Raw genomic sequence first — 20,165 nt, 5'->3', positions numbered from 1 at the left:
ACGGACCTTCTTTTAGGCAAAGGTCCGTTTTGTCATTCTTACTTTGTTTTTGATCGATTGTGAACTTGCTCTAGCACTTTAGGTGGAAATAGTTTTTGCAGACTGCCCTGGTAGTTGCTGCCATCTCCGGGCATTTGGAAGTCAGTTACCCGATACTCATTCCCATTGTAGGCGATTTGAAAGACCATTGGTGCACTGAGCGCGGAAGAATTGCTTCCCGCTATTTTCACCCAAGCGTATACCGTTCGTTTTTCAGCATCTGGTGCTTCTACGCCGAGGAGCTCGACGTTAATCTCGCGGTGTTTTCCCAGCGACCCCAGCTTAATGCTTTCCGTCTGCAAAAACTGATGAATGATAGGCCCAACTAGTTGACGGTTCGCAGGTGCTATCCCTTTTTTCACTTCGACAAAAACTTGTCCGAGATGTTTGCCTCCTGCTCTTACTTCCAGCTTCCATTTTCCCGGTTCAGGTAACACGATCCCTGATGGAAAATGACCATCCGCATCGTATAACGGGTCCATAGCCTCGTAGCTGCCCAATGACAGCCGGCTCCCATCGGTGTTGTAAGCAGCGATCTCTACTTCTTGTGTGTAGTCCCCATTCAACAGCCAAATCACCCGCTGCATCTGCCCTTCGTAGAAACCGTCCTGATCTGTCATGATGCGGACAGGCTTTTCTCCCAAATAAGAAAAGGACTGATTTTTGTAAGTGGAAGAAAATGAAGGCGACAGCTTCCACAAATCCGCTTCAACAATTTGGCCCCCTGGCAACAAGGAGGGTACTTGTGTCTCTTGTTGTAAAGGTCTCACCTCATGCAGTGCAGATTGTCTCTTCTCCTGAATGGGGAGCCCGAACCACAATAGCAAGCCCATAGTCAGCACAACGCCCGGCAAGGCTAGCTTCCTCCAACCAGTCATCCACCCAGTCCCAGGCCTCACCCTCTGCCGCACTCGCTCTTCCATCGATGCAGTGAACTGTACATCACGAAAAATAGTTTGATCTGCCCGTTCCTTTAAGTCCTTGAGCCATCGGTTTTCGTCCATTCCCAGTCCCTCCCCTCTCCCATACTCTGCCGAAGCTGCTGTCTGGCCCTATGCAACCGGGTTCTGACTGTTCCTTCCGTTACCCCAAGCACATCCGCTACCTCTCCGATGGATAAATCCGCATAGTAATGAAGGGCAATCACTTGACGATAGAGCGGAGGAAGATGCAATACTTCTGCTACGAGCTGGTCCCTTTCGGCTTGATCGAGCACAAGACTTTCTGTTGAAAGCTCCCCATCCTGTCTAATCCACGAGCGGGGAAGGATATGACGGAACGACCAAGAACGTAAATAACCTTTGCACTCATTAACCGCGATTCGATACAACCACGTGTGCACGCTGCTCTCCTGCCGAAAGCGGGGAAGATGCCAATACACCTTAACAAATACATCTTGCGTAATATCTTCTGCCAAGCTGCGATCTTTGACCAGAAAAGTGACGAGTCGAAGCACGCGGGTCCCATATTCCCTCATGATTTGCTCTAACGCAGCATCTGTCGTCGGCTGCAATTTTTCCAAGGGCGCGACCTCCTTCACTCGCATTCATACTGGTTAGATGCAGTAGCAGACTTTTTGTTACAAAGTGGAGGAAGAAATTTTTTTCGCCAAAATCGTCCAGCGAGTAGCGCCACCGGGTGTCCCGACAGGTTCAGCGAATGGATACCCACCATGCTGCCAACGATCCATATCATAGCCCTCGTCCGCTTGACTCAGCTCGAAGTCTTGCTTGTGGAATACATTCTCTTTGCTATAGGTAACGTGAAAGCCTGATCCTTCCAATAACAGCTCAAGCTCTGTAGGCAAAAGCAACGCCATCTCGCGCTCTACGCGATACCTTGGTTGCTCAATCTGATCAAGAAAAGTCTCATAAGTAAGCGTGTAGCGGAACTTTTGATCCAAGAGTGAGGTTTCCCCCTCCACCTTTTGATACACCATGCGGTCCGGGAAAACGAATTTGCGTTGCATCGTTGTCCATTGATTTTTTACTGGCGGCAAGAGTAAGTCAATTGCCACTGTTCCGTCCTCCGTTATGTAATCGAGGATGACCGAAAGCAATTGACGTTGTTTGTCTCTACAGGTGGCCTGCTGAAAAATCCCTTCCGGAAGAAGCACATGCGTAAATTTCCGTTCAAGCTCCAGCCCCCACATATTTTGTTCGACCAGCTCCAGCAGTTCTTCTTTCCCTTTTAGCATGCGCCGTTTCTTTTTTGCGGCCATCTCTAGCATATCCGGGCTCCAATCTATCCCGCAGACTGACAAGCCATTCCGTGCCAGTTCAATGGCAATTCTCCCTGTTCCAACCCCCAGCTCCAGTACGGAGACTGATGATTGCTCCGCTTCCCGCACCAACCAGTTTCGATAAAAAGCGATGCTAGCCTTCCCCGCAAACTGATCGTAATACGTAGCTTCTACGTTCGTGTACTTCGTTTCAGGAAGCGGCAAGTGCCGACCTTCCTCGTCCATCCCACAGTCGGTACACACAGAACCTGCTAAATGAGGAAAAGGCACCCCGGGCGGTACGCCATTTTTCGTATCACCTAACCACTCGTCGTAACGGAACTTGCATATTCTACAACTGTAAACTGTCATATTGCTTTAGATACCTCCTGAAGATTGCTTACTTCCCCCAGAACGCAAGAGAGGGAGCTTAATATGACTCGGATACCGGCTGTCATGATAGACACGTTGCACGGCGATGAGAGTCTCCGTTTCCGTTGCCAGATCATTGCCTGTATTCGGATTGGGGAACGAGAAGTTCTCGGCGCCAGATGTAACCGAGACGCGAATGCGGTGACCTTTTCGGAAAACATTGGCGATCTTGGTCATGCGAATCTCATAGCATTCGATTTGTCCGGGAACAAGTAGCTCGGGCTCTTCGAATGAGTGACGGTAGCGTGCGCAAATAATCCCGTCCGATAGACGAATCGAATTGCCTTCCTCATCTACATCACACAGCCGGACTAACCAATCTGTATCACGCGCTGAGCTGGATGCATAGATTACAGCCGAGATTTCTCCCGCGATGACGACTTCCTCTTCCAATGGCTCTGATGTGTAGACAAGGACATCTGCCCGCTCTTCCACATCCCGATAGTTTTCCGGAACGCTGTTTTCATTCTCGGACAAATCCAGCAGATACGGAGCTGCGTCTAGCGGATCATAGCTGTATGTATCCACCGCCTGTTCACCTGGGATAGAAAGGGTCAGTGTTCCATCTCCGTCGCTCGTATTGGCGTTTCCCCCACTGCTCAGATACAGATTCGTCAGCGTCACCTCCGCTGGCGGCCAAGTCTGCGAAGTCTTCCATTCGTTTTCTCCCACCATATAGTACTCAACACGAGGCTCTTGATCGACGCCATTTTCCACTCCTTTTAAATAGCGGTCAAACCAGCGGAGCTGTGTCACATCCAGATCGTAGCGGATGGCATTGTTTCCAAATGGCACATGGTGGATTTCTCGGGTCGTATTCGCCTTGTGATACCACGGCCCCAAGATGAGTCTGGCATGCTCTGGCACATTTCGGGAGATGACCTCCCACGATTCGCTCGTCCCCATCCCGTTGTCGTCATACCAGCCTGATACAAGGGTAGCAGGCACCTTTACCTGATCCGCATGCCGCTTCCAGTCTGACATCGCCCAGAATTCGTCTCCGTCCTGATGTTCCATCCATTTTTTCCAAAACGGGATTTCTTTTCCCAGCACTTTTTGCGGGATTTCCTTGATCGGGCGCACCTTGATGACCTCACTCCAGTCATTCCGGGAGAGAGCCGCGACATTTCGCCGCTGATCTGCCATCATGAAAATCCATGACAGACCACCAAGAATCGTTCCCCCTTTTCGTGGGATGTCCACGTAAGGCGTCCCTACTGTCACGTAGCTAAAAATCGCCTTCAGATGCGGATTGCCGCTAGCGGCCGCAGCCCACTGCACATAGCCCACATACGAGCCGCCGAGCATCCCGATGTTGCCATCCGACCACTCCTGACTCGCGATCCAGTTGAGGCTATCGTCTCCATCATTGCGCTCGTGAACGAGCGGAATCCACTCTCCCTCGGAATCTTCACGTCCTCGCGTATCCTGAACTACCAGTGCATATCCGCGAGCTACAAAGGGTAATCGGCGAAAGATGGCATCTATTCGTCCATAGGGAGTGCGCATGAAAATCGTTGGAACTCGCTGGTCTTCCGCCAAACCCGCAGGTAGCCAGATCTCGGTCGCCAGACGAACGCCATCTCTCATCACGACATCATGCCTACCCAAGTGGTGTACGCCGTAGTTTACTTCAGACAGCAGAGGGTCCTGCCACATCGTAAGCGGGGTCAAATCCTCCCACCCTGTTTTCGCCAATACAACGCTATCGCCACGACCTGTCAGCACAAAAGCGATGACTTCGTTCTCACAAATGATCAAGTCAATTGGCTGCGCTGCTTCGCGCACCGCCCAGATCCACGCTTGCTTTTGCCCTGTGGGACCTGTTCCTTCGATGGATAGGTGGCGTTGGTAGTGCCCTCCGCTTTCCGGAAACACGACTTGTTCGCTCTCCCAGTCGATTTGCTCCCATTCCGGTAGCTTTTGTGCCAGGGTGAGGAGAGGCAATTCGTAGACTGCTTCCCCTTCAGCCAGTTGTGCAAATAGACCGTCCGCCGCTCTGCCCGTATCCCATCCTGTACTCCGATGCCGAACTTCCCCATCCTCAAAGCGTATATCAGCTACCTTGATGCCAGATTGATAATAGCCAAAAGAAGCTAGTTTATGCTCTGTCAGTGCCATCCGCCATTCCTCCTGTTATCTGATCTACTTCCACACTTCCTGATACACTCTGAGGAAATTACCACCCAAGATTCCTTCGATTTCTGCATCCGTGTACCCGCGCTTCATTAGCTCACGCGTAATTTCCGGAAGTGACGCATGGCCTTTCACTACATCAAATGGCATCTCTTTGGTTTTGGCAATCTTGTCCAAGGGCAAATATTTCGTCAAATCATCGCACAGGTCTAGGCCTATACCGATGTACCTTGCTCCAACAAGCTTTTTCATATAGTCAACATGATCAATCAGTCTCTCAATAGTTGCGTCAGCGCTGTTAGCCGCTGCAAACATGCTAAACGCATTCAGCCCGACAAGTCCGTCCTTTTCCGCAATCGCTTTGATTTGCTCATCTGTCAGATTGCGCATCGTCGGCACGACTGTTCGGCTGTTGGAATGAGATGCAATCACGGGCTTTTCAGCGATTTCCATCACGTCCCAGAACCCTTCGTCATTCAAATGGCTCACATCGATGACGATGCCCAGCTTTTCCGCTTCCTCGATGAGACGCACACCGAAATCGGTGATGCCCCCTTTTTTCCCTTCGCGAACCGGTGCAAAAAAGCTGCCGTCCCCAACGAAGTTGCGCCGACTCCAGACCAGCCCCATCATCCGTACTCCGAGCTCATAAAAGACACGCAAGAGACTCAGGTCGTTATGCAGTGGCTCTGCCCCTTCCAACGACAGAATGAACGATACTTTTTGCTCCGCTCTTGCCCGTTGCAAATCATCCAGATTTTTGGCGATTACGATGTGCTCGGGAGACTCTGCCGCTTCTGCATGCATAGCGCTGATCTGGTTGAGCGCCTTGCGCAGACTCATCTCCGGTACAAAAGCATCCTCTACGAACACTGCTGCTACGATGGAATGCACGCCACCCTGCTGGAACCGTGGCAAATACTCTGTCTCGATCATTTTGGTTCGACCGTATCCACGCTGAATCTCCACATCCATCAGCAGATCAAAATGCCCATCTAGAACGTGAACACCGTCATGAAACTTGCGCGCCTGTTCTCTCGTTACTTCCGTCATACGGGTCATCTCCCCTCTTGTTCTATGGATTTTTCTTATCGAGATAGTTGTAAACCGTGAATTTGGATATATCCAACAAATCCGCGACGTATTGCACGGCTCCTTTGATCAAAAAGAGTCCCATTTCATCCAACTGGTGGATAAATTGAATCTTCTCTTCTTTTTGCATCAGGGTGATTGGTTTGCCTGTTCGTTTCAGGCAATCGTCTATCATTTGCTCCATTAAAGTCCCGACAGTCGGGGCGAAGTTCTCTTCCGCTTTTTCTGCCTCACGCTTGTCTTGGATTACCATCATCGATTCGATGAATGATTGTGCCATTGCGAGATGAGTGATATCAAGATTGATGCACAGACTGCCAATGACTTCTCCTTGCTCATCCTTGATGTAAATGGAGCTCGATTTGATCTGTTTGCCTTTGATGGTGTCGTTGCGGTAATTGAGGTCAAAAGCTTCTTCACTGACCTTCGCCGTACGTAAAGCTTGCAGTGCCAAATTCGTTACCGGCGAACCGATCTGTCTGCCACTGACATGGCCGTTGGAAATGGCAATGATCGATGAGGAAATATCGCCTGTCAGATCATGTAACACCACTTCACAATGCTCGCCAAATGTCCGAGCCAGTCCCTCTACTACCGGAATGTAGCTTGCTAATATCGGATGTACGTTTTTCATATTACCCCTCGTTCACTTCCACAATCATCTCAATTTCGATCGGATTGTTAAACGGAAGAACAGATGTCCCAGCTGCCGCTCTCGCATGCTTACCCGCTTCACCAAAAATTTCGATGAGGAAATCAGAAGCTCCATTAACTACCCGCGGCTGCTCGTAGAAATCAAGGGCGCTGCTGACGAGTGCGAACAGCTTGACAATCCGTGTGATTCGATCCAAATCACCAATCTCGCTTTTCAAAATGGCTAGCAGATTAAGAACCGTGACCTTTGCAGCCTCGTAGCCCTGCTCGATCGTCACATCCAATCCGAGCCTGCCTAGATACATCGGGTTTCCATTTACATAGCACCCAGCACCGGATGTATAAATGACATTGCCAGTCTGTACACATGACACATAGTTCGCCATGGTTGGAGGAACTGTAGGCAACTCATACCCTAACTCTTTTAAACGCTCCTCTACTTTGGACATAAGGACATCACCTCGTCATCAATTTCATCCCTTTCTTTAACCATACTATTCTGTAAATTCTTCTTCAACAATTTTTTGTATGATAAAAAAATTATTTCAAATCCATATACTGTAGCCTTAACAAAAAAGGACGCCGACTAGGCATCCCCTTATGAAAATCACAGAAACTCAACTCCGCCCCTATCCGTTGGCTCCACTCATTACCTTCTGGATAGATGGTTTCACACAGATCGCTTCCGAGTAGAAATACACATGTTTTTTGCCTGTAATGGGATGGGTCGTCACTTCTGTCTCTACGCCGAAAACATCCCGAATCAGCTGGGGTGTCAAGACTTCCTCTGGCGTCCCTGATGTAACGATTTCCCCCTCACAGATCACGTACAGACGATCACAGTACATCGCTGCGATATTGAGATCATGCAATGAAGACAAGACCGTAATTCCCAGCGTTTTGACCAGATCCATGACCTGCAATTGGTATCGAACATCCAAATGATTCGTCGGTTCATCAAGGACAAGAAACTCAGCTTGCTGCACCAACGCTCTGGCAATCAGCACCCGCTGCTTCTCCCCACCCGATAAACTGAAAAAGCTGCGATCGGCATATGTATGCATCCCTACCCGCTGTAGCGCATCTTCACAAATTCGAGCGTCTTCTGCGTTATCGGACTGAAACAGCCGTTTATGCGGAGCACGTCCCATATTCACGATTTCGGTTACCGAAAAATCGAATTCAACAGAGGACTCCTGCCGTACTGCCGCCATTCGCTGAGCGTTTTGACGTGAGGTTAACTTATACACGTCGTCGCCATCAAGCGAGATCCATCCCGAACGCGGCTTCAATACGCGATAAATGCTTTTTAGCAATGTGGACTTCCCACTACCATTCGGCCCGATCAACCCCACAAACTCTCCAGAGCGCACCTCCAGACTGACGTTGCGAAGGATTCCCTTTTTCTCCAGTTCGACCGATATATTCTCCACCAACAAATTCATCGTCCGCTACCTCCAAAGGAATAAGAACTCCGCAACATCAACCAGATAAAGAATGGACCTCCACACAGCGCTGTCAAAATACCAATTGGCAGCTCTTCCGGTGCAAATGCGAGCCTGGCGACTACATCAACCCAGATTAGAAATATCGCGCCAAATAAAGCGCTGACAGGAAGAACACGTCTGTGATCTGATCCGACCATCACACGGACGATGTGGGGCATCATTAATCCGACAAAACCGATTGATCCCGCGATGGACACGATTACCCCCGTGAGAAGTGCCGTGATCACCAGGAGAAGCTTGCGGAATTGTACCGTATTAACCCCCAATGTCCCCGCTGACTCCTCGCCCATCAGCATCGCATTCAACGAGCGGTATTGGGCCATTAAGACGATGAGACAGATGACGACAATCAATGTAGGGATCGTCAGGTACTCCCATTTCCCGCCAGCCAGACTTCCACTTAACCAAAACAGGACCGTCCCAATTCCATGCTCATTCGGCGCTGAAAAGACAAGGAGACTGGTAATGGCAGACAAGATTGCAGATATCGCAATTCCAGCCATGAGCAGGCGTACCGTCGAGTTTTGTCCTCCGATACGGGATAGCGTAAAAATGAGAATGATTGACACAAGGGAGCCTGTAAAAGCGCCAAAGGATAGCGCATACTGCCCATACATGCTGAATGCTCCGAATATAATGACCGAGGTAGCTCCAACCGAAGCACCTGAAGATACACCTAACACATACGGGTCAGCCAGGGAGTTGCGAACCAACGACTGGATCGCTACTCCCACTACAGACAGACCTGCTCCGACGATCGCCCCCAAAAGTACACGTGGAAAGCGAATATCCCAAATAATCGTTTGCTCCCCTTTGGACCAATCCACCTCAATCCATTGGGTCAACATCGGAATTTTTGATAAGGCGATTTTCCATACTGTTGTCGGCTTAATTTCCACTGATCCCAAGGTAACTGCGAACGTAATCGAGAGGAAGAGTCCGACCAGTAGAGTAATGATGATATAAGGTAACTTGATCTGTTGCAGTGCCATTCCCTCCCTTAAAAGGGGTATACTCTATTTGAATTTATCCGGGTAGAGTCCTTCCGCCAAAATTTTTAGCGCAATCGGTGCTCGAACGCCTTCAGAAGCCGCAGACAATGGCAGTACCATTAGTCGCTGATTTTTAATCGCCGGGATATCCGCCAGTTCTTTTTTGGTCAAAAGGAAATTGCGTTTTTGCTCAACGGTTCTATCACCGTAGTCTACGATAATAATCACGTCAGGATTGCGACTCACTACTTGTTCCCAACTGACCTCTGCCCAACCCTTTTGAATGTCATCAAAAATGTTCTTACCGCCAGCAGTCTTGATTAAGGAAGTCATGTAGTTGTTGGCTGCTGTGAATGGTTTATCTTCTCCGTTGTCGTACACGAACACTTTAAGTGGCTCGTCCACCTTGCCAATTTTACTAATCGTTTGATCCAATTCACTCTTCATTTTATTAATCAAATCATTGGCTTTGTCTTCCACACGGAAAATGCGTCCAATATTCGTAATGTCTGCAAACACATCGTCGATTGTCGGGCCAGGCATGCTAGAAGACGCTTGCAGATACGATTTGATGCCGACCTTTTCCAAATCCTGCATCGATCCTACACCCTTTTCGCCGAAGCCGCTTTTCCATCCGGCGTACACGAAGTCTGGGTTCGCTGCCAGCAGCACTTCTTTCGTAGGATACTTGTCAGACAGTACCGGAATCTTGTCGTAATCTGCTTTTAACTCTGGAAGGATTTCATCGTCTAGGTATGCAGTTCCGACCATTTTATCAGCCAGGCCCAATGCCAGCATGATTTCGGTAACGTGTTGGTTCAAAGTCACTGCACGCTCAGGTGCTGTTGGATAGGTCATTTCGATGCCATTATTGGTTAGTGTTACAGGCTTGCTCTCTGCTGCTGGTGCAGCCGTTTGTTCGGTTTTGGCTGGAGCCTGTGTTGTCGAAGTGGAGCCGCATGCCGAAACCAAAAGCATGGCAGCTGTCATGATACCGAAAGCTAGTCCTTTCATTACTGTATGTGGTTTGTTTGTCTTAAACATCTGTAATCCCCTTTTCTGTATGTATATGATGAGTTGAACGAAATCCTCCACAAAAAAAGCACCCCCCATTTCAATCGGGAGGTGCATGACAAACGTAGATATAGCTATAAGCAGGCACAAAGGCGCCATTTCATAGACTGTTTCCACATCTGCCCCATCCTCGTGGGTCGATTGTATATGATCGCATGGCAGGTCTCCTGGCTTACGAATCAACACACCCAGCTACCTTCCCATTTTTTGTCTCGCAAAAAACAGTGGCTATTCGCTAGTTGCTCCTCGTTACAGTGGCGGGACCGCGCCGGTTTCTCACCGGACTTCCCTTTTAAGCTGACGGCATATGCCATCTAGCACCATTCGATACGTATTCAATTTTTACGATTTATTCATTCATTGATAGAAGTCAGTTTTTTCGGGAACTGCGTGAGAATTTCAACGCCCGTTTCCGTAACCAATACATCGTCTTCAATCCGCACTCCGCCTACACCTGGCAGATAGATGCCTGGCTCGATCGTAAAGACCATCCCTGGACGAAGCACTTCTTGGTTCTGGCTGTGAACAGATGGATATTCATGTACATCCATCCCAAGTCCATGCCCAAGACGGTGCATGAAGTATTCTCCGTAGCCTTTTGCGGTGATGACATCGCGAGCGGTTTTATCCAAATGCGCAAAAGTCACACCCGGACGAATCTCAGCAATGGCCGCTTCGTTGGCAGCCAATACTGTCTCGTAAATTTCTTGAAGCTGAGCACTGATCTCGCCTACAGCAAAGGTACGAGTAATATCGGATACATATCCGTTGGCTGCTACCCCGATATCAAACAAAAGCAAGTCGCCTTCTTGCACCTGGCGCGTTCCTGGTTTCCCGTGTGGCAGTGCCGACTTCTCCCCTGCCAATACCATGGACGTAAAGGACGGACCTTCGGCACCCAAGCGCTTCATCTGGAATTCCAGCTCAGCTACGATTTCTGTCTCGGTCATGCCTGTCTTGACTTTTTTCAGGGTCTCCCGCAAGGAATCCTCGACCAACTGAACAGCGTGCTTCAAACGCTCCACTTCATCCGCCGATTTGATCAAACGCATTTCACGCAGTGGCTCTTCTACATCCACATAGCTCGACGCCAGAACAACCTGTCCAAGTGCTTCATAACGCTCGACAGTCATATGACTTTTTTCAATACCGAGCTTCGTCAAGTTCGCTGGCAACACTTGCTTGAGGATTTCATAGGGGTTTTGGATATCCGTATGTGTATGGATATCTTGAACGAACGAAGCCTCTGCGGCTGCCTCACGATCAAGAGCAGGTACAATCAAAGAAGGTTTTCCCTCAGCAGGAATAACGAGACCCATAAAACGTTCATGCGGGTCTGTAAAAAATCCGGTCAAATAGTAAACGTGCTTAGGGGAGGTAATCAACACCGCGTTCAGCTCTTGCTCTGTCAAAAACGTGTGGAGCTTCGAAATGCGCTCTTGAAACAACTTCTTCACCCTGCTTTCACCAATTATTCTATTGCGAGAATACCACTTCCCCATCAAAAAAAGAAGAGTTCAAATGAAAAATCTACTTCATATCGGACAACCTAAGGGTGGGGTGAAAATGAAAATGGAACAAATACTCGTCCATCAGGATGGCAAGCAGTTTGCTTTTCACATATCGGGAAAAGGCCAGCCGTTATTGTGTATCCATGCGCCATGCATCGGCTCTATCAATTTTGTTTATCAGCAAACGCTCGCAGATACATATCAGATCATTGTCCCTGATTTGCCCGGACATGGCGACAGTTCACCGACGGAGACGCCTTTTTCCATTGGAGAACTGGCAGAACAGCTCCATAAGCTTGTCCGGTCACTCGGCATTGAACGTCCCTTTATTTTGGGGTACTCCCAAGGTGTTTCTATCGCCCTTGAATATTGTCTTCGCTATTCGGATGCTGTAAAAGGCGCCATACTCGTGAGCGGCTTTTCCGAAGTGAATGACCTGTATTTACATGGACGATTTTGGATGGCACAGGCAATGTCGATGCTTCACGGAGTCCCTCTTCTTGCCCGTTCGATTGCTTCCTCACATGTCGCTGACCTAGAAATGCGTGAAAAATGGACGGTACAGGCCTCCAAAACAGATCCCACTAGCCTGAAATACCTTTACGCTGCCGGACATCGTTATCACTGTACGGAGCGTCTGGGCAACATCCAGCTTCCGATTTTACTTGCTTATGGCAAACAAGATCAACGGATGCACCATTATGCGCAGATGCTTACCATGAAATTGCCAAAAGCAAAACTCGAAATGATCCCTAACGTGAAGCATCAAGTCATCACGAAAGCTGCTCCTGCTTTCAATCAGTTGTGCCGCACCTTCATGGAAGAAGGATAAAAAAAGAAAAGACAGAAGGACGGGTACCTCCAGCCCCTTCTGTCTTTTTGCGTTTTGACTAGCTCTTCATACGCGGGTCGAGTGCATCGCGCAAGCCGTCCCCGATTAAGTTAAAGCCGAGAACTGTCAGCATGATAGAGAGCCCCGGAAAAATAACAGTCCATGGTGCTTTCTGAATGTACTGACGTGAATCAGCAAGCATTTTTCCCCACTCCGGTTCTGGCGCTTGTGCTCCCAGTCCAAGAAAGCCAAGTGCAGCTGCTTCGATAATCGCTGTTGCGATCCCCATCGTCCCGGTCACAATGATTGGTGCGAGGCTGTTTGGCAAAATATGCTGCATGATAATCCGGGAATTTTTCATCCCAATTGCCCGTGCGGCCATAACGAATTCTTCTTCCTTCAAGCTCAATACGCGGGCGCGTACTAACCGTCCAAATGTCGGAATGTTAATAATCGCAATCGCAATCAAGGCGTTTTGCAAGGAAGGACCCAAGATGGCAACGACAGCGATTGCCAACAAAATACTTGGAAAGGCAAGCATAATATCAAAGAGACGCGAAATGATCGTATCGATCCATCTGCCATAGTATCCTGCCAAAAGACCGAGCAAGGTTCCCGCGAGAACGGAGCCAATGACAGAGAACGTCCCTACCCACAAGGAGATTTGTGCCCCATAAATAACGCGACTAAATACATCGCGACCATTGTAATCCGTTCCAAACCAATGCTCTTCGGAAGGTGGCTTGTTTTTCATCACGAGCTTGCCCTCGTCGTACGGATACGGAGCAATCCATGGAGCTAAAACCGCCACAACAATGAAAAACAAAATAATCCCGAAGCCCACCAACGCCAGCTTATTTTTTCGTAGCGTCCTCCATGCATCCTTCCAAGGAGAGACGACTTCTTCTTGCTTCACTTTTAAAGGTACTACCTGATCTCGTGGTTGTAATTGTGGTTGTGCCATGTCTCTTCGTCCCTCCTTAGCGATATTTGATGCGTGGATCGATATAGGCGTACAGAAGGTCAACTAAGAGGTTGATCAGGACAAAAATCGTCGCGATCACAAGGATACCGGATTGGATAACCGGATAGTCACGGTTTCCAATGGCGGTCACAATATAACGACCGACACCTGGCCATCCGAAGATCGTTTCTGTCAAAACAGCTCCACCCAACAGCAACCCTGTTTGTAAACCAATTACCGTCAAGACAGGGATCATCGCATTTTTCAGTGCATGCTTGTACACCACCCAAAACTGTGCCAGCCCTTTTGCACGAGCGGTTCTGACATAGTCGGCTCGCATGACTTCCAACATGCTCGATCGAGTAATACGCGCAATGATCGCCATCGGGATCGTACCTAACGCGATTCCTGGCAGGATCAAATGCTTGATGACTTCCCACAGCTGATCCCAACTACCAGCGATCATCGTATCCAGTATATAAAAGTGCGTAATGGCCTCTACGGGATTACGCGAATCGTCGCGACCAACTGATGGCAGCCATTTCAGTTCTTGGGCAAACACCCACTGCTCCATCAAACCTAGCCAAAAAATTGGCATGGATACACCAACCAAGGCGATCAACATCGCACAGTAGTCAAACCAGGAGTTTTGCTTCCACGCAGAAAGAATTCCTGCATTTACACCGATAAATACCGCAATCAGCATACTCACAATCGTAAGTTCAGTCGTCGCCGCCAAATAAGGCAAGATTTCATCTGAAATCGGCGCATTCGTTTGTAACGATTCCCCAAGATTTCCGCTCAAAATATCTTTCATATAATCGAAATACTGTATGTACCACGGATTATTTAAACCCAATGCCTCTCGTATGTCTGCAATCGCTTGTGGTGTTGCCTTTTCTCCCAAAATCGTCAAAGCCGGATCACCAGGGATGGCACGAATAATGGAAAAAACGATGATTGACATGCCCACTAAGACAGGAATGAGCATTAAAATTCTTCGAATGCTGTAAGCTAGCAATGCCATCTCCTCGCCTTCCTGCATAAAATAATCGCCAAATAATGAAAGAAGGGTAAGAAGAGGTATGCACTCCTCTTACCCTTTTACGATGAATCAGCTTACTTGAAGTCTACTTTTTCCAAACTTTCAGTCCCTTTTGGATGCGGGCTGTAGTCTATGATATTCGCTTTTCCTGCCAATGCTGGTGTAGAGTGTGCAAGTGGAACCATTGGTACGTCCTTGAAGATGATCTCTTGTACTTGTTTGTACAGTTTTTCGCGCTCAGCTTGCACTGGAGTAGATTGAGCTTTCATCATCAATTCAGAAGCTTCGTTGTTTGCCCAGCGTGTATAGTTGTTGCTACCGATGCTGTTTTTGTCGAGCAACACAGCCAGGAAGTTGTCAGGGTCGCCATTGTCACCTGTCCAACCAAGCATGAACATTTCTTGCTCACCCAAGCGAGTTTTTTCCAAATACGTTGCCCATTCCATCGTCACGATCTCAGCATCAATCCCGATTTTCTTCAGGTCTTGCTGGATTGCCTCTGCAATCTTCACACCTTCAGGCATGTATGGACGCGGTACTGGCATTGCCCAGAACTTGATTTTGAAACCGTTTGGATGTCCTGCTTCTGCAAGCAATTGTTTTGCTTTATCGAGGTTGAACTCACGATCTTTAATATCGTTGTTATGTCCCCACATGGTCTTTGGCATTGGGTTGACTGCTGGTTCTCCAACGCCATCGAAGAAGGCCGTTACGATTTCAGGTTTGTTAATTGCATAAGCAATGGCTTCACGAACTTTTGGATTGTCGAGTGGCTTCTTCTCTACGTTAAAGCCAATGTAACCAATGTTATTAGTAGGACGGAGGAATAGTTGCAGGTCTTTGTTGTCTTTTACTGCTGGGATATCATCTGTGTTCAGACCATCCATCAAATCGATCTCACCTGATGCCAAAGCAGTCAGACGCGCCGTATTTTCTGGAATGACCTTGAATACCAATTTATCCAATTTCGGGAACCCTTTGTTCCAGTAATCAGGGTTTTTCTCGAGCGTGATGGTGTCGTTACGTTTCCACTCAACGAATTTGAATGGTCCTGTACCAATTGGGTGCTCATTGAACTTTTTAACATCTTTTTTCAATGCTTCAGGCGAACCGATTGCAAAAGGAGACATAGCCAGGTTAGCAAGGAATGGAGCGAGTGGACGAGTCAGTGTGAATTTTACAGTCGTTGGATCTACTGCTTCCACGGATTTGATTATGTGATTCGCATCGCCTTTGTAGCCACCAAACTGGCTAATGTAATACTCGAAGCCCTCTGGCGAATGCTGTGGATGGCTCTTGTCGCTCCAGCGCTCAAAGTTGTATTTGACCGCCTCTGCATTAAAATCAGTACCGTCGTGGAACTTCACGCCAGATTTCAGTGTCAGCGTATAAACAAGACCATCAGGAGATACTTCCCATTTGTCAGCCAACGATGGAGCGAGCTCTGTTGAGCCGTCAGCGAAACCGATCAAAGTATCCATGATGTTCTCTGTTACTTTGAAGGTCTCACCATCTGTTTGGGTGATTGGGTCAAGCCCCTTTGTGTCTGCACCGCGACCGACGATTAATTGCTTCGGTCCAGTTTTTGCAGGCTCAGTTGCAGGTGCCGGAGTTTCTGTCTTTGGTTTTTCTGCCGGCGCTTGTGTCGTTGGAGTGCTAGCGCATCCAGCAATCAGCATGGCCAGCGCCACTAGGCTGGTCATGGTTGCGGAGAGAACTCTCTTCTTCATGAAAACATCCCCCTTTTTCTAAATAATGTTCGCATGTTCCTTTTTGGTAGATGGTCGATACAATACCTATTGCTTTGCATCCCCCCTTTACAAGACTTCCTATTCGGCAGGCAGACTCCCTTTTGTCGATTAGGACTTGTATAAGTGACAAGCAACAAAGTGTCCGTCGCCTGCGTCCATAAATTCTGGTCGCACAGTACGGCACTCCTCTGTTACATGGGGACACCTCGTATGGAATGTACAGCCACTTGGAGGTTTTGCAGGGCTCGGCACATCTCCCTGGAGGATGACTCTTTCTCGTACAGCATCAGGGTCTGGCGAAGGTACCGCCGACAGCAATGCTTTCGTATAGGGATGAAGCGGATTGGAATACAATTGGCTGCTCGTCGTCAGTTCGACAATTCTGCCAAGGTACATCACGCCTACCCGATCACTGATGTGACGCACTACACTCAAATCATGGGCAATGAACAAGTATGTAAGGCCGAATTCGCGTTGCAAATCCTGCATGAGATTGAGCACCTGCGACTGAATGGACACGTCCAGTGCAGACACGGGCTCATCCGCAACGATCAATTTGGGCTTGAGCATCAGTGCTCTCGCAATACCGATCCGCTGCCTCTGTCCTCCGCTGAATTGATGCGGATAACGGCTCGCATGATAGCTGCTCAGACCAACGATCTCCAGCATTTCCTGCACGCGCTTTTTTCGCTCTGCCGAAGAACCCAAACCATGTACAATCAAGGGCTCTTCCAAAATTTTCTCAATATTATGTCTAGGGTTGAGTGAAGCAAACGGGTCCTGAAAGACAATTTGCATGTCACGTCTCATCTTTCTCATCGCATCTGTGGAAAGCGACATGACATTGGTCCCGTCAAAGGTGATTTCACCGGAGGTCGGTTCAATCAGTCGCAGCAAGGAACGTCCCGTCGTGGACTTTCCACAGCCGCTCTCACCTACCAGCCCCAAGGTTTCTCCACTCTTAACGGTAAACGATACATCATCTACCGCCTTTACTACACCTACTTCCCCTCCAAGAACACCGCCTGTGATTGGGTAGTATTTTTTCAAATTTTTTACAATCAGAAGATCTTCTGCCACCTGCATGCTCCTCTCGGGTTATTCGGTCAGCCAGCAGCGGGAAAGGTGATTGTCCCCTACCACTTTTAATTCTGGCATCTCACTGCGGCATCGGTCTGATACTTTATCGCATCTAGGTGCAAAACGGCATCCGACAGTAAGCGAACCCGGAATCGGGACGTTGCCTGGAATCGAATAGAGACGCTCCTGTGATCCTTCTAGCTTCGGCAACGAATTCAACAAGCCGATCGTATAAGGATGCTTCGGATTTTTTAAGATCGTACGAACATCGCCTTGTTCAATCACGTTTCCTGCGTACATCACCACGACGCGGTGACACATTTCGGCAACGACCCCAAGATCGTGGGTAATGAGGAGAATGGCTGTGTCTGCTTCCCGGTTGAGTTGGCGCATCAGGTCCAAAATCTGCGCTTGAATCGTCACGTCAAGCGCGGTAGTAGGCTCGTCTGCAATCAAAAGCTCAGGATTGCAAGCCATTGCCATCGCAATCATGACACGCTGCCGCATGCCCCCAGAAAGCTGGTGCGGGTATTCATCGACGATGGCTTCCGCTCGAGGAATTCCGACTTTTTTCAACATCTCAATGGCACGTGCTCTTGCGTCCTTTTTGCTCGCCTTCGTATGTAATCGGACTGATTCTCCTATCTGGTCTCCAATCGTAAACACCGGATTTAACGACGTCATCGGCTCCTGAAAGATCATCGCAATTTCATTTCCGCGGATGTCTCTCATTCGCTTTTCGTCGACAGATACGAGGTCCTCCCCCTTGAATTTAATCGAGCCTCCCACGATTCTCCCTGGGGGATTGGGTACTAGCTTCATAACGGAAAGGGAGGTAACGCTCTTTCCGCAGCCGGATTCGCCTACGATACCGACTACTTCTCCTTTTTGTACCGTGATCGTCACGCCATCAACGGCAGGGATTTGGCCGCGGTCCGTGAAAAAGTGCGTTTGCAGGTTTTCGATTTGTAGGACAGGATGTGACACGTGGCTCACCTCTCTCACCGATATATACTTCCAAAATAGACCTATCAGTAGACATTATGCCATTTATTCAATTTTTTCGCAACACAATAAATTCAAACTATTATCTCTTTACTGATTAAAAAGAATATTTTACTTGCGTTTTAAAATTATGTAAAAGAATTTTATGATAGCCCTTTCATTGTTGATGTAGCCTCACTTGCACTGTTTTAGCAGATCGAATGAAGCATCTGTGGTCGCATGCAAAAGACCCGCCTGTACGGGTCTTTTGTCACTGGGGCTTTCTGCACCCCTTCTTTTTGCGCATAAACCATTTTCACGGTTCAAAAAAACTCCCTACCCAATCGACAAAACTCTGCGCCCCACTTTTAATGCTTCCACCCAAAGTCAAACCGATCCGACTGACGTAGTTGACCATTTCCTTCGGGTTGGCGGTCTGAACCTGCTTGCCCATTACCGCGATCTCCACTTGCCCTTGATCCACTTTTTTGATGGAAAAGGTTTGAGCCTGCCCCTCAGGCACTCCACTTACCTTGGATATTCCACGCTCAGCCGTTTGCAATCCCAAAACTACCCCGACCAGCAAGATGATTAACAGTCCAGTCAGCTTCATCGTCACGTTCATGCCCGTCACCTCTTTGCAGGCTCGTCAGAAACTGTTTTGCCTACTTTTTCAGCTTGCTGATAATAGGCTGCGAAAACATCAGCCAATGCTTCTGCCGTATTCATGCTTTCCTGCACGCTGTTTTCCGTACCACCTATTTCTATTAACAGACTTCCCGGGGAGAGGGACTGATTATACTCGCCATGATCCGTTTTTGCGCCTTTTTCCATCACGCCACGCGAAAGCTCTGGGTACATTTTTTCCATCAACTCATGAAGCTCCGTTGCAAACGCCTCATTTTTCTCGTAGCTTTTGTTTCTTTTCCCGATGACGAACAATACTCTTCCATACGTTTTTCCTTTGATCGTGACCGTTGTACGCTCTCGTGGCGCTGTGTCTCGATGCAGATCGAAAAAGTAGTACAGCTCCTTGTTTTTCACCGTTGCTGATTTGACTACTTGCAAAGATTCCGCGTAGGAGAAGGAGTAGTGCATTTTTTTGTTCAACAGCTGCTGATAGATGTCGTCGGTGCTCACGTCCGAACCAATTCCTCTGTCATTCAACGCTTCTGATAAATACTTGCTGATTAACGATATATTTCTCGTAGGATGATCGACGGAGGTTCCCACTGGCTTCGTTTCACTGAACCACGATTCCCGATTGTGCGAGTTGTAGACGTAAACGATTTTTTTGCCGTTCGTGATCGAATTGGGTACAGGAACTGGCTTCGTTTCGCCTGACTTCGTGGTATCCTCCGGCTTTGGCTCTACGATCGGAACTACTTGCGATTGATCCTCTACCTGTCTCGGATGAGCGGGGTACTCCAAATAAAAATCTGCGAGAGAAGCTCCTTTTCCCTGTACGACAAACCTGGCATCCTCTGTCGTTACCATCCCAGGGAGCTCCCTGCCTAGTAAGCTACGCAAGTCTCCTGGCTGTATATTGGTTGCCAAGCGAAAGAGAAAACCCGTTACGCTATTCGTGCGATCATCAGCCTGTGCTTGCACCGTTTCGGACAAAACCGGAATTTCCTGCCCCATCCACCCCAAAATCGCCAGACTGGAAATATGAGAAGCGGCCTGTTGAATGGCGGAGGAAGAAATTGCGATTCGGTTCCCGCCGAGCGAAAGCACTCCTGTCATGACAAACAGGAAGGCGGTTATAAATGAAAGAACAACGAATTGGCGTTGAATGAGGGTCGCCATCTGTCTCACTCCTCTAGCTGTAGCATGTTTGCACGTCGGGA

Annotated in this window: 19 protein-coding genes and 1 riboswitch; of the genes, 1 reads left to right on the top strand and 18 read right to left on the bottom strand. The window is 48.5% G+C overall.

Going from position 1 to position 20,165, the window contains the following annotated elements:
• Positions 1-38 precede the first annotated feature (38 nt).
• The 11 genes from POF51_RS26960 to POF51_RS26910 all read right to left on the bottom strand — a co-directional run bounded on the left by POF51_RS26960 (position 39) and on the right by POF51_RS26910 (position 11,596).
• Positions 39-1,043, bottom strand: a complete 1,005-nt coding sequence (locus POF51_RS26960; RefSeq protein WP_069850311.1) for a hypothetical protein — start codon at positions 1,041-1,043, stop codon at positions 39-41.
• Positions 1,013-1,561, bottom strand: a complete 549-nt coding sequence (locus POF51_RS26955) for a sigma-70 family RNA polymerase sigma factor (protein ID WP_271756482.1) — start codon at positions 1,559-1,561, stop codon at positions 1,013-1,015. Before POF51_RS26955 ends, POF51_RS26960 begins: the two co-directional genes overlap by 31 nt.
• Before the next feature lie 57 nt (positions 1,562-1,618).
• Positions 1,619-2,632: a methyltransferase domain-containing protein gene (locus POF51_RS26950; RefSeq protein WP_271756481.1), complete on the bottom strand. Its 1,014-nt coding sequence runs from the start codon at positions 2,630-2,632 to the stop codon at positions 1,619-1,621.
• A gap of 6 nt (positions 2,633-2,638) precedes the next feature.
• Positions 2,639-4,813, bottom strand: a complete 2,175-nt coding sequence (locus tag POF51_RS26945) for a CocE/NonD family hydrolase (protein WP_271756480.1) — start codon at positions 4,811-4,813, stop codon at positions 2,639-2,641.
• A 24-nt stretch (positions 4,814-4,837) separates the two neighbouring features.
• Positions 4,838-5,881: a dipeptidase gene (locus tag POF51_RS26940; RefSeq protein WP_017247697.1), complete on the bottom strand. Its 1,044-nt coding sequence runs from the start codon at positions 5,879-5,881 to the stop codon at positions 4,838-4,840.
• A 22-nt stretch (positions 5,882-5,903) separates the two neighbouring features.
• Positions 5,904-6,554, bottom strand: a complete 651-nt coding sequence (locus tag POF51_RS26935; RefSeq protein WP_271756479.1) for a helix-turn-helix transcriptional regulator — start codon at positions 6,552-6,554, stop codon at positions 5,904-5,906.
• A 1-nt stretch (position 6,555) separates the two neighbouring features.
• The gene (locus tag POF51_RS26930) at positions 6,556-7,023 is read right to left on the bottom strand and encodes a RidA family protein (protein ID WP_271756478.1); all 468 of its coding nucleotides are present in this window, start codon (positions 7,021-7,023) and stop codon (positions 6,556-6,558) included.
• 180 nt (positions 7,024-7,203) lie between these two features.
• Complete coding sequence (locus tag POF51_RS26925; protein ID WP_106835060.1) at positions 7,204-8,019, bottom strand: heme ABC transporter ATP-binding protein; 816 nt, start codon at positions 8,017-8,019, stop codon at positions 7,204-7,206.
• Positions 8,016-9,074 (bottom strand): FecCD family ABC transporter permease, encoded by a 1,059-nt coding sequence (locus POF51_RS26920; RefSeq protein WP_069850329.1) that lies wholly within the window; start codon positions 9,072-9,074, stop codon positions 8,016-8,018. Before POF51_RS26920 ends, POF51_RS26925 begins: the two co-directional genes overlap by 4 nt.
• Positions 9,075-9,098: 24 nt before the next feature.
• Positions 9,099-10,118 (bottom strand): ABC transporter substrate-binding protein, encoded by a 1,020-nt coding sequence (locus POF51_RS26915; RefSeq protein WP_271756477.1) that lies wholly within the window; start codon positions 10,116-10,118, stop codon positions 9,099-9,101.
• Between the two features lie 170 nt (positions 10,119-10,288).
• A riboswitch (cobalamin riboswitch) is annotated at positions 10,289-10,488 on the bottom strand.
• A 13-nt stretch (positions 10,489-10,501) separates the two neighbouring features.
• On the bottom strand, positions 10,502-11,596 hold the full coding sequence (locus POF51_RS26910; protein ID WP_244521806.1) for a M24 family metallopeptidase: 1,095 nt from the start codon (positions 11,594-11,596) through the stop codon (positions 10,502-10,504).
• 118 nt (positions 11,597-11,714) lie between these two features.
• Here POF51_RS26910 and POF51_RS26905 point away from each other — a divergent pair, with 118 nt between their 5' ends.
• On the top strand, positions 11,715-12,491 hold the full coding sequence (locus POF51_RS26905; RefSeq protein ID WP_442869618.1) for an alpha/beta fold hydrolase: 777 nt from the start codon (positions 11,715-11,717) through the stop codon (positions 12,489-12,491).
• Positions 12,492-12,549: 58 nt separating this feature from the next.
• Here POF51_RS26905 and POF51_RS26900 read toward each other — a convergent pair whose 3' ends face one another.
• The 7 genes from POF51_RS26900 to spoIIP form a co-directional block, all read right to left on the bottom strand.
• A complete protein-coding gene (locus tag POF51_RS26900) occupies positions 12,550-13,455 on the bottom strand; it encodes an ABC transporter permease (RefSeq protein WP_069850331.1) in 906 nt (301 codons plus the stop codon).
• Between the two features lie 16 nt (positions 13,456-13,471).
• Positions 13,472-14,482 (bottom strand): ABC transporter permease, encoded by a 1,011-nt coding sequence (locus POF51_RS26895; protein WP_017247688.1) that lies wholly within the window; start codon positions 14,480-14,482, stop codon positions 13,472-13,474.
• A 92-nt stretch (positions 14,483-14,574) separates the two neighbouring features.
• Positions 14,575-16,230, bottom strand: a complete 1,656-nt coding sequence (locus POF51_RS26890; protein ID WP_069850333.1) for an ABC transporter substrate-binding protein — start codon at positions 16,228-16,230, stop codon at positions 14,575-14,577.
• 129 nt (positions 16,231-16,359) lie between these two features.
• Positions 16,360-17,331, bottom strand: coding sequence for an ABC transporter ATP-binding protein (locus POF51_RS26885; RefSeq protein WP_069850335.1), 972 nt, complete (start codon positions 17,329-17,331; stop codon positions 16,360-16,362).
• A gap of 18 nt (positions 17,332-17,349) precedes the next feature.
• Positions 17,350-18,318, bottom strand: coding sequence for an ABC transporter ATP-binding protein (locus POF51_RS26880; protein ID WP_017247685.1), 969 nt, complete (start codon positions 18,316-18,318; stop codon positions 17,350-17,352).
• A gap of 313 nt (positions 18,319-18,631) precedes the next feature.
• Positions 18,632-18,940, bottom strand: a complete 309-nt coding sequence (locus tag POF51_RS26875) for a YqxA family protein (RefSeq protein WP_007727739.1) — start codon at positions 18,938-18,940, stop codon at positions 18,632-18,634.
• A 5-nt stretch (positions 18,941-18,945) separates the two neighbouring features.
• Positions 18,946-20,124: a stage II sporulation protein P gene (spoIIP, locus tag POF51_RS26870; RefSeq protein WP_017247684.1), complete on the bottom strand. Its 1,179-nt coding sequence runs from the start codon at positions 20,122-20,124 to the stop codon at positions 18,946-18,948.
• Positions 20,125-20,165 lie beyond the last annotated feature (41 nt).

This window comes from Brevibacillus sp. AG, assembly GCF_028369215.1.
GTDB lineage: Bacteria > Bacillota > Bacilli > Brevibacillales > Brevibacillaceae > Brevibacillus > Brevibacillus porteri.
This window is presented reverse-complemented; position numbering and strand designations above follow the sequence as displayed.